General features: G+C 56.9%; 10 protein-coding genes and 5 pseudogenes. 8 read left to right on the top strand and 7 right to left on the bottom strand.

The features are described 5' to 3' along the window. The coding region (locus PGX04_RS35055; RefSeq protein WP_465263812.1) for a PD-(D/E)XK family putative nuclease at nt 1–125 on the top strand (125 nt) is incomplete at its 5' end. 140 nt (nt 126–265) lie between these two features. Continuing rightward, nucleotides 266–532: a HalOD1 output domain-containing protein gene (locus PGX04_RS13115; RefSeq protein WP_273738907.1), complete on the top strand. Its 267-nt coding sequence runs from the start codon at nt 266–268 to the stop codon at nt 530–532. 326 nt (nt 533–858) lie between these two features. Here the strand turns inward: PGX04_RS13115 and PGX04_RS13110 are convergent, their stop codons facing one another. After that, on the bottom strand, nt 859–1,062 hold the full coding sequence (locus PGX04_RS13110; protein ID WP_273738906.1) for a hypothetical protein: 204 nt from the start codon (nt 1,060–1,062) through the stop codon (nt 859–861). Nucleotides 1,063–1,132: 70 nt separating this feature from the next. On the opposite strand from PGX04_RS13110, the pseudogene PGX04_RS13105 reads away from it, so the two are divergent. Then, a pseudogene (locus PGX04_RS13105) lies at nt 1,133–1,297 on the top strand (Lrp/AsnC family transcriptional regulator); the annotation flags it as partial. Between the two features lie 54 nt (nt 1,298–1,351). On the opposite strand, the pseudogene PGX04_RS13100 reads toward PGX04_RS13105, so the two are convergent. The 3 genes and pseudogenes from PGX04_RS13100 to PGX04_RS13090 all read right to left on the bottom strand — a co-directional run bounded on the left by PGX04_RS13100 (nt 1,352) and on the right by PGX04_RS13090 (nt 6,912). Then, nucleotides 1,352–2,703: pseudogene (locus PGX04_RS13100) on the bottom strand (aspartate aminotransferase family protein). A gap of 211 nt (nt 2,704–2,914) precedes the next feature. After that, the gene (locus tag PGX04_RS13095; RefSeq protein WP_273738905.1) at nt 2,915–4,885 is read right to left on the bottom strand and encodes a hydantoinase B/oxoprolinase family protein; all 1,971 of its coding nucleotides are present in this window, start codon (nt 4,883–4,885) and stop codon (nt 2,915–2,917) included. Nucleotides 4,886–4,887: 2 nt separating this feature from the next. Continuing rightward, on the bottom strand, nt 4,888–6,912 hold the full coding sequence (locus PGX04_RS13090; protein WP_273738904.1) for a hydantoinase/oxoprolinase family protein: 2,025 nt from the start codon (nt 6,910–6,912) through the stop codon (nt 4,888–4,890). Between the two features lie 176 nt (nt 6,913–7,088). Here PGX04_RS13090 and PGX04_RS13085 point away from each other — a divergent pair. Then, nucleotides 7,089–8,133, top strand: a pseudogene (locus PGX04_RS13085) (acyl-CoA dehydrogenase family protein); the annotation flags it as partial. Between the two features lie 98 nt (nt 8,134–8,231). Continuing rightward, nucleotides 8,232–8,498, top strand: coding sequence for a HalOD1 output domain-containing protein (locus PGX04_RS13080; RefSeq protein WP_273738903.1), 267 nt, complete (start codon nt 8,232–8,234; stop codon nt 8,496–8,498). A 34-nt stretch (nt 8,499–8,532) separates the two neighbouring features. On the opposite strand, the pseudogene PGX04_RS13075 reads toward PGX04_RS13080, so the two are convergent. Next, nucleotides 8,533–8,787: pseudogene (locus PGX04_RS13075) on the bottom strand (DUF7692 domain-containing protein). A 465-nt stretch (nt 8,788–9,252) separates the two neighbouring features. After that, nucleotides 9,253–9,411, bottom strand: a complete 159-nt coding sequence (locus PGX04_RS13070; protein WP_273738902.1) for a hypothetical protein — start codon at nt 9,409–9,411, stop codon at nt 9,253–9,255. A gap of 63 nt (nt 9,412–9,474) precedes the next feature. Here PGX04_RS13070 and PGX04_RS13065 point away from each other — a divergent pair. Next, nucleotides 9,475–9,849: pseudogene (locus PGX04_RS13065) on the top strand (transposase); the annotation flags it as partial. Between the two features lie 30 nt (nt 9,850–9,879). Here the strand turns inward: PGX04_RS13065 and PGX04_RS13060 are convergent. After that, nucleotides 9,880–10,647 (bottom strand): IclR family transcriptional regulator, encoded by a 768-nt coding sequence (locus PGX04_RS13060; protein WP_273738901.1) that lies wholly within the window; start codon nt 10,645–10,647, stop codon nt 9,880–9,882. A gap of 460 nt (nt 10,648–11,107) precedes the next feature. On the opposite strand from PGX04_RS13060, the gene PGX04_RS13055 reads away from it, so the two are divergent. Together PGX04_RS13055 and PGX04_RS13050 are read left to right on the top strand one after the other, a co-directional pair. Beyond that, complete coding sequence (locus PGX04_RS13055) at nt 11,108–12,475, top strand: GntP family permease (protein ID WP_273738900.1); 1,368 nt, start codon at nt 11,108–11,110, stop codon at nt 12,473–12,475. Between the two features lie 107 nt (nt 12,476–12,582). After that, nucleotides 12,583–13,648 (top strand): mandelate racemase/muconate lactonizing enzyme family protein (locus PGX04_RS13050; protein WP_273738899.1); only part of this gene is annotated, 1,066 nt, incomplete at its 3' end.

The following is a 13,648-nucleotide window of genomic DNA, read 5'->3' as shown; positions in this document are numbered from 1 at the left end:
CGGGATGCACAATCCTCCGTGACAAAATGGTCCGCTCGAGCGAGTTCCCACTGCTCCGGTGGCACGGTGCCGGCGATCACCGCGGGACCGAGCAAGCGAAAATCTCGATTGGAACTATCTTCTGAATAAGTGATTCTCTTCGACCGTAATCAGTCATTTCCCTCCGACTCAGAACATGCCATGAAAACTGTTCAGAGGCCGTTGTCTGACGTGCGTCATTAGAGGAACGTCTGGTTTTATAGGTTAGTTCCTGACATCAGAGGTTGTGCAACCCACTCAATCACTCAGTCTGAAGATCGTAGACAAAGTCGCCGAACGTGAAGGCGTCCAACCCGAAGAGCTCAACCCACCGATCCACGACGCGATCAACACGGACGCACTTGACGCACTCTATGACGCACGCGACTCCGAGAAGAATCCATCTACAATCGAATTCGCCTACAACGGCTACACGGTGACTGTCGATAGTACAGGCGACGTCGATCTCGAGAATCGTGTCGCGGCCCTCGACCCTGAGAAAACCGCAGTGTGACTCGCTCTGAGCCCCGGAGCTAACATTCGATCTCTTAGTAGTCGGTCTCAATGACTGTCTCAGGAGTGACTTCGACAGCCACTGCTCGACTCGAAAGCGAGTGCACGCCGCGGGTCCATCAGATCCTCGCCCTGAAACTCATCCGAACCCCGGAACAGTGATCCGTATTCCATCAGTGCCTCGATGACGATTAATCAGTCCTGTTCGTGCATGTCCCATCGACTCTTGACGCTTGACGACTATGCGCTCGCGTACGCGCTCAAGGTAGTATCAGAGGCTATAGTTGGTAGTGACTTCGATCTAGGAAATGTTTCTGGACCCTTCGGTTACTCCCGTCTCGCCCGAGAGAACTCGTCAATGATCGTCCCTTCGTCTGGTTTCGAGAGATACGGCTTAAGGCTCTGATAGTCGTTCCATCTATTGGCCTCCATCACAACCCACAGATTCATCCGCTCCCGAACGAGCATCGTGTGAGCAAAGTAACGGCAGAGGTCGTGCGAGGAGATCTTGAGATGATCGTCGTCGCCCATAGCATCCGCTGCTCGCTTTGTGGGGGTTTCCCTAATCTCAATACTTTGTGCTGTGTTGAATAGCAATCTAAGGTTGACGTCGCGCGATATGGTCGAGGGGCTCGTCGAAGAGTACGAGGAGATCGACGAAATTCGACGAACGAGCTCGAAGTTCGCGATCACGACGATCAAGGAGGACGCCAGTATCGGGATGATTCGAGATTACGAAAAGGAGGTGTTGCTGTCCGGACTGTGACATCCGCTCTGGCGAAATGCCGGCACGGTATTCCTCGTGGAGCCGATGCTCGTCTCAGGAACCAGTGCTAGCCTCGATGGCGTCACAGATAATGTCAGCCCCGGTCTCGGCCTGCTCACTGGTCAGAACGAGCGGGGGAATCAGCCGAAGGACGTTCTTGTACCGGCCGGCGCTCCAGACCAGGACGCCGTTCTCGTAGCACCGCCGCTGTATCTCCGTAACGAGTTCCTTGGCCGGGTCACCGTCGACGAACTCGAGTCCGATGAACAGTCCCTTGCCGCGCACGGCCGAGATTTCCGGCGTCGACGTCGCAACCTCGCGGAACCGATCCCGGAGATACGTCCCGAGTTCGGTCGCGTGCGAGAGCAGATCATGCGCCTCGATATACTCGATGGCTCGGAGCCCGCCGACCATCGCGGGAACGTTGCCCCGGAACGTTCCGACGTGGCCGCCAGGGCCCCACGTGTCGAACTGTTCGTGATAGAGCGTCGCGCCGATCGGCAGTCCCGTTCCACCGAGCGCCTTGGCCATCGTGATCGCGTCGGGTGTGACGTCAAAGTGGTCGGACGCGAACCACTCTCCCGTCCGACCGATACCGGTCTGGATCTCGTCGACGACCAACAGCGCGTCGTTGTCGTCGGCGATGTCTCGCAACCCCTGCAGGAATCCCGTCGGCGGAACGACGACGCCTCCTTCGCCCTGAATCGGCTCGACCCAGATGCCAGCAGGCGTCTCGTGCCCGCCGTAGGGGTTCTCGAACTTTCGTTTGACCGCCTCGAGCGCCTCGGTACACCCCACCCCCCGTCGTCGCTCGCAGACGGGTACGGAACGTGAACCGCGTCCGGAAGCAACGGACCGTACCCCTCCTTGTACTGTTTGCCTGCGGTGAGCGTGAGCGCTCCGGCCGTCGTTCCGTGGTACGAGCCTTCGAACGCCAGTAAGCTGTGCCGGCCGGTGTTGTGTTTTGCGAGTTTGATGGAGCCTTCGATCGCGTCGCTCCCCGTCGGCCCGCCGAACACGACGTTGCTCGAACCCCGAAGGCCCCCGGGAGCGATCTCTCGGAGGCGATCGATGAGGTCGAGACGGGCTTCCGTCGGAAAATCGATCGTGTGCGTATACGTCCCCAGTTGCTCCTGAACGCCCTCCAGAACGTAGGGGTTCGAGTGACCGACGTTCAGCACGCCGATACCCGCGAAGAAGTCGAGGAACGTGTTGCCATCGACGTCGCGGACCGTCGCGCCGCGAGCCTCCTCGAGTGCGATCGGCACTCGTTTCGGGTACGCGACGGCGCTGCTGTCGATCTTTCGCTGTCGCTCGAGCAACCGTTCGGAGTTCGGTCCCGGAACCACATCGACCGACGGTGCGTCCGCGAAGTGCAACTCTTCTATCGGGGGGCCGTTTACCATAGTGGACTGTGGGTTTCGCAAGCCATAGTTTTTGCCCCTCTGTCCCATATTCTGCCCACAATATTGAACGTAATTCAATAGTGAACCATCTATACCGACGGAAGTCCGACAAAACGTTGCCCGCGGAAACTGCCCTTCTGACCAACCCCGCAGCGATCGGTCGCAGACCGGCGGTATTTCGAGCGGGAGCCGCAGTGCGGTTCCAGGTCGGCTACGACCACTCGCTGGCGGCCCGGTCGCGAAGCATCTCGCGGAACTCCGCGGTCGTCTGCTCGAGCAGTTCGCCCGTCGTCCAGTCGAGGATGACCCCGTAACGACGAATGAGATCGAGGCGATCCACCTCGCCGTCGTGATACTGGCTGACGACGTCTTGGGGATCCTCGCGTAACCACGCATCGCGATTGGCCCGGATATAGCGTCGTTTCTCCGCGGTCGCGTCGTCGTTGATCTCGTACTCGCAGCGATCGGCGTCGATCTCCTCGATGACGACGCCGTAGTCTTTTGCCGCGCGCTCGATGGAGACGTAGTCGTCTTTGACGTCCTCCAGGACGGCCTCGGGATCACGATCGAGCGGGTCACCGAACCCGCCGCCGCCCGAAGAGGGGCGGACGAACTCGTCACCTTCCTCGATCGGCTCGCTCGAGAACACCGTCCCCATCTCCTCGGTCTCGCCGTCTCGCGTGAGCGTGACGCCGTGGGGAATGCCCGGGAGGCCGCCATTGATCCCCCAGGTCACCGATCGCGCCCGATCCGAACAGTAGGAGATGACGCTATTGTCACACTCGAGCATCCGCCCTCCCTTTCGGAGCCCGCATCCGCCGCGGTACTCGCCCGGTCCAGCCGAGTCGGTGACGATCGAGTGTTGACTCGTCAGGAGCGGCGTGTCACGTTCCTGTCCCTCGAGGGACTGGACCGCGAGGCCGGCGCCGAACACGGGTGCCGTCGCGTTCGCCCCGTCCTTTCCGTTGCGACCGCCCCAGCCGCCGGCCATCCAGTCGTACCAGGCGAACTCGTTCCCCTCGTGGCCGGGACGCTCGTCGGTTCCGCCCGCGAGAAGATACTCGAGGTTGAACGCGCAGGCCATGGCGCGCTCCGGGAGCACCTCCGACCACAGCTCGAAGATCGCGTTCATCACCTTCTCGTAGGCGCCGGCGACCGACCCGGTAACCGGTGCCGGCTCCGGCGCGTTGACGACCGTTCCTTCCGGAAGCTCGGCGCTGATGACCCGATACATTCCGGAGTTTAACGGGACCTCCGGGAAGAACATCTTCGTTCCGGCGACGACTCCCGAGAAAGAGGTCCCGAAGGTCGCGTTCAGGAAATTCCCGATGTGCTGGTCGGAGCCGGAGAGATCGTAGTGGACCTCGTCGTCGCTGATCGTCATCTCGACGTCGACGGTGACGTAGCCGTCGCCCTGGTCGGCGTCGGCGTCGATGTAGTCACGCGTGTGCCACGTCCCGTCGGGCAAGTCGCGGATCTGTTCGCGCATTATGCGCTCCGCATAGTCCTTCGATTCGTCGAACGCGGTCAGCACGGTCTCGACGCCGTACTTGTCGACGAGCTCAAGCAGTCGCTCCTCGGCGATCCGGGTCGCTTCGGCCTGGGCCCGCAGATCACCCATGCGATCCTCCGAAAGCCGCATGTTCGTCGTCATGAAATTCGCGACGTCGTCGCGGAACTCGCCGGCGTCCCAGATCTTCAGCGGCGGAATGCGAAGTCCCTCGGCGAAGTGGTCGTTGGCCGCGATGTTGAACGAGCCGGGCGCCGGCCCGCCGACGTCGGCCCAGTGGCCGTTCGATTGCGTCACCGCGATCAGTTCGCCCTCGTGGAACACGGGCCGCATGATCCGGACGTCGTTGATGTGCGTTCCGCCCAGGTATGGATCGTTGACGATGTAGACGTCCCCGGGCTCGATGTCGCCTTCGAAGTACTCAAGCGTCTCCTGACAGGTGTAGTGGAGCGTCCCGACGTGGACCGCGATATCCTGCGATCCCTGCATCACGGTGTTGCCTTCGGCGTCGTTCAGACAGTTGCTGAAGTCTCGGTTGTAGATGACGAACGAGTAGCAGGTCCGCTGTATCTGTTCGGCCATCCGGTCGACGAGGTTCGTGAACGAACTGCGCAGAACCTCGAACGTGACCGGATCAAGGTCGATATCGGCTTGTGGCTCTTGCTGTGACATTGTTAGACGGTAATGATGATGTTCCCTCGGTCGTCCATGTCCGCCGTCGCGTTCGGCGGAACGACGATGGTCGAATCCATCTGTTCGACGATAGCGGGGCCCTCCAGTTCGGCGCCGGCGCCGAGCTCCTCGCGGCCGTAGATGTCCGTCCGAACGTAGCCCCCGGCCGATTCGAAGTAGGCCTCGCGAGTGCCGCGGTGAGCCCCCGCGGCGTCGCCGGCCGCGATCGACGGGAACGACGGTTTCTCGACGAGGCCGCGACCGGTGACGTGCAGCCCGTAGATCTCGACCGGTTGGTCCTCGTCGGAGTAGGCGTACGCGTGCTCGTGCTGACGGTGGAACCGCTCTCGAATCGCGTCCATGCTCTCGATCGGACGGTCGCAGGAGATCTCGAGCGAGCGCCATTGTCCGGTGTAGCGCATCTTGATCTCGTGGTCCATGCGCATCTGCTCGTCGTCGACGCCCTCCTCGGCGAGGCGGTCGCGAATCTCCGCTTCCATCTCCGCGAAGGCGCGTTCGATATCGTCGACGGCGTCGGTGGTCGCGTCTTCGATAAACGTCTGTGAGAGATCGTGCTCGACGTCGACCAGCAGGCAGCCGAGCGCCGAATTGATACCGGGGTACAGCGGAACGACGACCTTCGGAATGCTCATCTCGCGCGCGACGTGGGCGGCGTGCAGCGGTCCGGCGCCGCCGAAGGCGACGAGCGCGAAGTCACGCGGATCGTAGCCTTTGCTGGTCGAGACGAGCCGAACCGCGTTGCACATGTTCGCGACGGCGATGCGTTCGATCGCCGATGCCGCCTCGGTGAGATCCAGCCCCAGCGGATCCGCGACGTCGCGCTCGATAACGCGTTCCGCGGGCTCCGCTGTGGCCTCCATATCGCCGCCGAGGAACTTGTCGGGATCGACCCATCCTAGGATGACGTTCGCGTCGGTCGTGGTCGGTTTGTCTCCGCCGCGAAGGTAACAGGCCGGCCCCGGGTTCGCACCCTGGCTCTTCGGGCCGACGCGAAGCGAACCCCCGTCGTCGATCCACGCGATCGATCCGCCGCCCGCGCCGATCGTCTCGATATCCGTCGACGGAAACATGATGGGGTACCCGTACTCGACGGCCCACTCGTCGGTCATTTCGATGTCGCCCTGGTGGGTGAGCGAAACGTCCGCGCTGGTCCCGCCCATGTCGAATCCGATGGCGTTCTCGAAGCCGCACTGTTCGGCGACGTGTTGACTGGCGATCGCCCCCGCGGTCGGACCGGAGTTAGCGATGCGGGCGGCATAGTAGGCGATGGCCTCGGTCGTCATCACGCCGCCGCCGGAGTGCATCGCCAGGACGTCTCCATCGTAGCCGCAGTCGTCGAGCTGGGCCGAGAGGTCGAGAAGGTAGTCTCGGACGACCGGAACCAGCGCGGCGTTGATAACGGTCGTGCTCGTGCGCTCGTGCTCGAACATCTCCGGCAGAATCTCGTGAGACGTACAGACGAACGCGTCGGGATGCTCTTCGGCGACTATTTCGGCCACCCGTCGCTCGTGCGTCCCGTTAAGGTAGGCGTTGATCAGCGAGATCGCGATCGTCGTGATTCCCCGCTTTTTGAGCACCCGAACCGCCTCGCGGGTCGCTTCTTCGTCCAGCTCTTCGACGATATTGCCAGCGGCGTCGATCCGTTCGGAGACCTCGAGTCGGTCTCGTCGTTGAACGTACGGATCGGCGACGTCCTCGTATGCATCCCAGAGGTTGTCTTTCGTTCCGTCGCGGATCTCGTGGACGTCCCGGAACCCCTCGGTCGTGAGGAGACCAACCCGGGGAAGTTCCCGTTCGATGAGCGCGTTCGTTCCGACGGTCGATCCGTGCGAGAAGAATTCCAGATCTGCGATATCGGTATCCGCCTTTGACAGCCCGTTGATCACACCTTCGGCCGGATTTCCGGGCGTCGACGGCGTTTTTTCGATGTCTATTTCACCCGTCTCTTCGTCGAACACGATCACGTCGGTAAACGTGCCACCGATATCCACGCCAGATCGTATCATATTACGATCACAGCGAGTATTGAGAGAGACGTGTATATAAAATTTTGTTATAATTATTGGAACATATCAAACAATATCTAATATTCTCTCTCTGTGTTGAATTGGGTAGCTATAGTTCCCGAAGTATTGAACAGTGTCCGATTATTTTAATCCAGCGTACAGAAAATGGGCGATCGATGCTCGATCACCTTCAGCTCGAGGACGACCTGTCGGAAGAGGAGCGGCTAATACAGCAGTCGGCCCGGGACTTCGTCGCGGATACCGTCCACTCGGACATCGCGGAACACTGGCTCGAGGGGACGTTTCCGACGGAAACGATCCGGGAGATGGGCGAGTTGGGATTCTACGCTCCAAACCTGGAGGGGAACGACTCACCGAATATCAACGAAACCGCGTACGGACTGTTGATGCAGGAACTCGAAGCCTGCGACCCCGGGTTGCGGTCGATGGCCTCGGTGCAGGGCGCGCTCGTCATGTATCCGATCCACACGTTCGGCTCCGAAGCGCAGAAGGAGCGGTGGCTGCCCGACCTCGGTCGGGGCGAGGCCGTCGGGTGCTTCGGACTGACGGAGCCCGAACACGGGTCGAACCCGTCGGCGATGGAGACGACCGCCGAAAGGGACGGCGACGAGTACGTGCTGACCGGGTCGAAGACCTGGATCACGAACGCCCCGATCGCAGACGTCGCCATTGTCTGGGCGCGGGACGCCTCCGCCCCGGACTCGCCGGTCCGCGGGTTCCTGGTCGAAACCGACCGGGACGGCGTGACGACGAACGAGATCGACGAAAAGCTCTCCCTGCGAGCCTCGATCACCGGTGAGATCTCCCTGCAAAACGTTCGCGTTCCCGAGGAAAATCTGCTTCCCGGTGTCGAGGGGAGGAAGGGGCCGCTCTCCTGTCTCACGCAGGCCCGCTACGGCATTGCCTGGGGGGCTCGGGGCGGCGCGAAACTGCTTCGAGACGGCGCGTCAGTATGCGACCAACCGCGAACAGTTCGGGGGACCGATCGCCCGGTTCCAGCTCCAGCAGGAGAAACTGGCGGAAATGGCCACCCAGATCACGCTCGCGCAGTTGCTCGCCCACAGGCTCGCCGACCTGAAAGACCGGGCCGAACTGCGTCCGCAGCACGTCTCGATGGCGAAACGAAACAACGTGCGGATGGTCCGCGACCAGTCGCGGATCGCTCGAGAGATCCTCGAGGGCAACGGCATTACCGCTGATTAATCACCGATGCGACACATCTGTTCAGAGGCCGATGTCTGACGCACGTCATTAGAGGAACGTCTGGTTTTATGTATTAGTTCCTGACATCGGAGGTTGTGCAACCCACTCAATCACTCAGTCTGAAGATCGTAGACAAAGTCGCCGAACGTGAAGGAGTTCAACCCGAAGAGCTCAACCCACCGATCCACGACGCGATCAACACGGACGCACTTGACTCACTCTATGACGCACGCGACTCCGAGAAGAATCCGTCCATAATCGAATTTGCCTACAACGGCTACACGGTGACTGTCGATAGTAGAGGCGACGTGGATCTCGAGAATCGTGTCGCGGCCCTCGACCCTGAGAAAACCGTAGTGTGACTCGCTCTGAGCCCCGGGGCTAAAATTCGATCTCTTAGTAGTCGATCTCAACGGCTGTCTCAGTAGTGACTTCGAAAGCCACTGCTCGAGTCGAACGCGTCTCGGCGATCTCTCGGCGCTGCTCGAGCGTGAGCTCGTCGCCCTCGAGGACTTGGCGGGAGGCCTAGACGAACGTCGGAACGTCATCGCAGGCACTCACCACTGCTTTCGTCTTGTTACTGTTGTAGCAGTTGGCTGCGTGTTCGATCGCGTCCCGTCGGTATGCGTAGTCGTCGGTTCTGATTCGCATATCGTACACACGACTCCCGAAATCCACGTTTTTCGACTCACTGAATAGTCTACTTCGGCCCACAATCGGTGGGACATGTCGGTCATCCAGAGACGAATGGCGGCTCACATTGGTCTCCTCGGCGGGCACTCCCATCCTCTGGACCTGTGTTGTCACGGGCGCTTGCTCGAGTTGGCTGAGGTCGAAGAGCCACTCGTTGAACTTCAGCTGGGCCTTGAGCGCCTTGTACCACTTGCCGTCGGCCAGCAGCTCCTGCACGACTTTCTGGGCAACCATCTCCGTGGCGACGAACTCGCGTGCCCACTGCGGGCCATTGTCACCGCAACTTTGAGCCCGCCTCGTCAGGCGTCTCGACGACCGTTTTGATCTCAGAATGCTTCGATTTCAGACCGTGAGCTCATAGCCATGGCGCAAGCGCCACGGTCGCATTCCCGCTCCCGTTCCACTAGTGGACTACAGGTACGGTCACGTCTCGCGGGTATACTCCTCCGGTTCACGAGTGCCAACGAAGCGACTGATCTTCTCCGTATCTATGCGGTGGTAGTAGACCGTCGACTCGCGGCCTTCGAGAAAGTGGTACTCGAGTTCGTAGCTGATCGGCGCGTCGAAGAAGGCCTCACACACATCCGGATGTGCCCACTCGTTGGGTTCGATTATTGAATGTTCCTAATCAAAATCTCGTTGAGTGACGACGAGGACAACCCGGTCAAGTACCTCGCTACAAACAAGATCGACGCACCGACTGCTCACATAATCCGCTCCTACGCGATACGATGGCGCATCGAGACGTTCTTCGAGAACTCGAAGCAGGATCTCGGCTTGGGAAATTGCGAGATGCAGACCGACGAAGAATCGGACGCCACTGACACCTTCTGATGGCTGCCTACAGTCTCGTTCGTCTTGGTCCTGATTCGAGCGAACCTCGAACACTCCCTGAGAGAAGCCGTGTACGACCTTCTCTCATGGGTGCGGGACAACGATGATCGGTGCATCGATGACCTCATGAACGAGATTGACCACCTCTTCATTCACTCAACAGCTGAAGCTAACGTGCAAAGCTGAGTATAGAATAAATATTATGTATTAGATATATTAATTTTGATATGAACTTCTGACCTCGATCTCATTTTTTGCATATTCAAGCGATTCAAGAAGTTTGAGAAGATATGAAGATCCGAATCGATTCCGTGGACCAGTTATCCCAATCGATGAAACGACATTTCTCTCATCATCAAGGATTGGTACTGCAATTCCTCTTACGCCTCGTAAGTGCTCTTCGTCGTCCACTGCGTACCCTTGTTGACGTATCTGCTCAAGTTCTTTTTCGAGTTTTTCCTTGTCTGTAAACGTTTGTTTAGTGCCCCTTGGGAGCCCATGGCGTTCAATAATCTCAGAACGCCGTGTAGCTGGCAAGTGTGCAAGAAGAACTTTGCCAAGCGATGTCCAGTGCATATATGTATGATTACCGACTGGAATCTCATCACCAGCAGCCATGTCGCCGGCACTACGTGAAAGAATGACTCGTTGTCCTTGTTCTTCAACTGCAGCTCCAGCAATTTCATCTGTTATACTAGCTAATTCGTCAACCTTGTCTTGAAGTAACTGCGATGCCTTGTAACGCTGTCTGATAATCCCCCCATCCGATAAAAATTGTAAGGATCGACGGTACTCGGTCCCCTCTTTCACTAAATATTCCAGTTCATGTAATGTATATAGATGAGTAAAGACAGTACTCGTAGACAAATTAAGTTGTTCCGCGATCGCTGAGACTCCTGCAGGTTCTAAATCTCCAAGTACCTCTAAGATGTCAAATGAAGTCTCAACTGCACTAATCGTCTTTTGTTTGTTATCACTAGTCATACCGTCAACTTTCCCCCTAGTGATAAAAACGTTCTTCTACTATACCGATGACTCTTCCGCTCATATCAAAAGCTATTTTTTGACTACAAATATGGGGACAAGGGTACAATGGGGCCAAAGATATCTCTACTAATTACAGTCTTTTCAGGGGTTTAATTGGGTTACTAGGCTGTCTATGGCTTATACTTGACCGTGATTCTAATTTTCCTACATGGTAGGAAAAATACCGATAGTTGATGCAAATAACACCGCTAAAACGTATTGCATTTCCCTCTGTCGAAACTATGTGTGGGATGTAATAGCGTAACTTTGTCATGGATCCCACGTCGTCTGCCATTTAGAGACGATTAGTGCTGTTTTGGGTCATTTCCCACAATCGGATCAGAATCGAGAGTAAATATTTGAAAATAAGTCTATTTGGGGGATTAGCTTTATAATATTTCAAAAATAGAGGAGAGGTATGGCATTTGAACATGCCCCACTAGTAGCGTTCGGAGTTGGATTGGTAATGACAATACTCCTTCTTGTCAAACTCAAACTGCCGGCATTCCTCGGGCTAATAATCTCCACGTTCGTTGTTGGAATGGTCGCGCCAGAGGTCCCACTTAGAGATGTCGCAGCTGAAACGGCAACGGCATTCGGTGACACGTTCGCGGGTGTTGGTATCCCAATTTTGATGGCGGCAGTGATCGGGAAGACAATGCTAGAAAGCGGTGCTGCAGAGCGTATTATCCGAGCTTTCACCTCAATCACGGGTGAGGAACACGGTGAGTATGCCCTATTTGGAAGTGGATTTGTGTTAGCGATTCCAGTTTTCTTTGGCAACGTGTTCTATCTGATGGCTCCACTTGCACGCTCGATGAGAGCACGTGTCGGGCATAGTTACTCGCTATTTATTGTCGTTATTTGTGCAGCTGCGGCAACGACACATGTTTTTGTTCCGCCGACGCCTGGGCCGCTCGCCGTTGCAGCTGAGGTAGAAGCAAATCTTGGAACGACAATCCTTGTCGGAGTTATGGTTGGAGCACCGACGGCAGTACTCTCAGGGCTCGTTTACGGAAAGTTCATCGCGAAACGGGTTGATATCCCGCTTCGCGACACAATGGGAACAACTACAGAAGAACTTCAGGAGATCTCACAGCAGTCTACGTCAAACCTCCCAGATGTACTTGAGGCTGCACTACCGATTGTTCTAGCTATCGTGCTAGTTGGAACACAAACTATCACGGATACGTTTTTCTCGTCCAGTGCTTGGTTCGTCTCAGTCTTTGCCTTCGTTGGAAACCCGAACTTCGCACTGACTATTGCTGCGATCGTCTCGGCTGTGACGTTCTATCGGATGACATCTCTCGACCTAGAATCGTGGGCAGAGGAACTTACTGAGGCACTAAAAGAAGGTGGAAATATCGCTGCAATTGTCGGTGCTGGCGGTGCGTTTGGCGGAATGCTAGCCGCTGCCGGCGTTGGTGGTTACATTTCTAGTGCATTGCAAGAATTAGGACTAGGCCTCATCGTGACCGCGTGGGTCATTGCAGCTGCAGTTCGTATCGCACAAGGTTCTGCGACTGTTGCCATGTTGACGACTGCTGGAATTGTCGCTCCCTTGGTGGGACAACTGTCGGTTCACCCGGCGTACCTTGTAATGGCTATTGGCGCCGGTGGAAACATCCTGTCATGGTACAACGACGGTGGGTTCTGGATCATTACCGAAATCGGCGGTCTGACACAGGCGGAGGCCTTGAAAACGTGGACAGTCGTTACAACCCTGATCGCTGTCTTCGGGCTCGTCTTTACTCTCTCCCTCTCCACGGTGATGCCCCTTGTATGACGGTTACAAACTCCAATTTGATGAAGGCGGTAGCCATTCTCTCCAATATGGCCATTCCCAGCAGTAACGAATCAATCAATCAATAACGACCCTAGAAATACATAACCATGGAAATCACAGATATCGAGGCGTTCGCGATCAACGTTCCGCTCGTTCCGTTTGAAGATGGTGGTATCAGACCGTATGTGACTAATCACAATTCCCTAACGGATATGGACCGAGTTCTGGTCCGTGTTGACACCGATGAGGGGATTTCTGGCTGGGGAGAGGTCCGTGTCTTTCTCACCCCAGAGGCTACTGTCTCTATCATTGAAGATGGTATTCGCCCATTTGTTGTCGGGCAGTCACCATTTGAACTTGAGAAATTCCGACGACAGGTGTTCATCGAATACGCTAACGCAGACATGTTCTTCGCGCCGGTCGAAGTAGCATGTTGGGATATTGTTGGTAAGTCACTGGAGAAACCAATCTATGAACTCCTCGGTGGTTGGACAACGCCCAGTCAGACAAATATGAAACACCGAAACCATCAGAACGACTCCGGGGATAGTCACGAGGTAGAAGTGGCTTACTGTCTTGGTATCCTTCCAGTTGAGGAATCCAGACAGCGTGCCGCCGAAGTGCTTCAGGAGGGGTACTCTGTGCTGAAAACGAAAGCTGGCCGTGACTGGAAAGAAGATATTGCCCGGATTAAAGCGATGCACGAGGAAGTAGATGGCAAGCTGGAGTTCCGACTTGATCCAAATCAAGGATGGACAACCGATCAGGCAATCCGTGTTGGATCGGAGTTAGCTGATGCTGGAATCTACCTTCAGTACATGGAACAGCCAATTCGTGTTGACGCGCATAAGTCCCTGGCCAGTTTGAAAAACCAGACCGGACAACCGATGGGACCAAATGAAGACACCTACCTTCCACATAATCTACGCCGGCTTGTCGACACAGGTGCTATCGATGTCGCAGTGTTAGATCTGACCCCGGCAGGTGGTATTGCTGGACTCCGCCAACAGACAGCGATTGCAGAGGATGCAGGAATCCCAATAACTCATCACTGTGCATTCGATCTTGGCGTTAGAACCTCGGCCATCTTGCATGCTGTCCATGGCCTTCCTGGCTTCTCTCTTCCACCAGACTCGGTCTACTATGGCTGGGAGGATGACGTAATCGTCAATC

The organism is Natrinema soli (genome assembly GCF_028618695.1).
Note: the sequence above shows the minus strand (reverse complement) of the source record. Positions and strands in the feature narration are given on the sequence as shown.

What these genes read in the sequence shown, in the direction of transcription:
- PGX04_RS13110 (WP_273738906.1), bottom strand. Translation starts at nt 1,062, where the DNA reads ATGGGCGACGACGATCATCTCAAGATCTCCTCGCACGACCTCTGCCGT.
- PGX04_RS13095 (WP_273738905.1), bottom strand. Translation starts at nt 4,885, where the DNA reads ATGTCACAGCAAGAGCCACAAGCCGATATCGACCTTGATCCGGTCACG.
- PGX04_RS13090 (WP_273738904.1), bottom strand. Translation starts at nt 6,912, where the DNA reads ATGATACGATCTGGCGTGGATATCGGTGGCACGTTTACCGACGTGATC.
- PGX04_RS13060 (WP_273738901.1), bottom strand. Translation starts at nt 10,647, where the DNA reads ATGACTAGTGATAACAAACAAAAGACGATTAGTGCAGTTGAGACTTCA.
- PGX04_RS13055 (WP_273738900.1), top strand. Translation starts at nt 11,108, where the DNA reads ATGGCATTTGAACATGCCCCACTAGTAGCGTTCGGAGTTGGATTGGTA.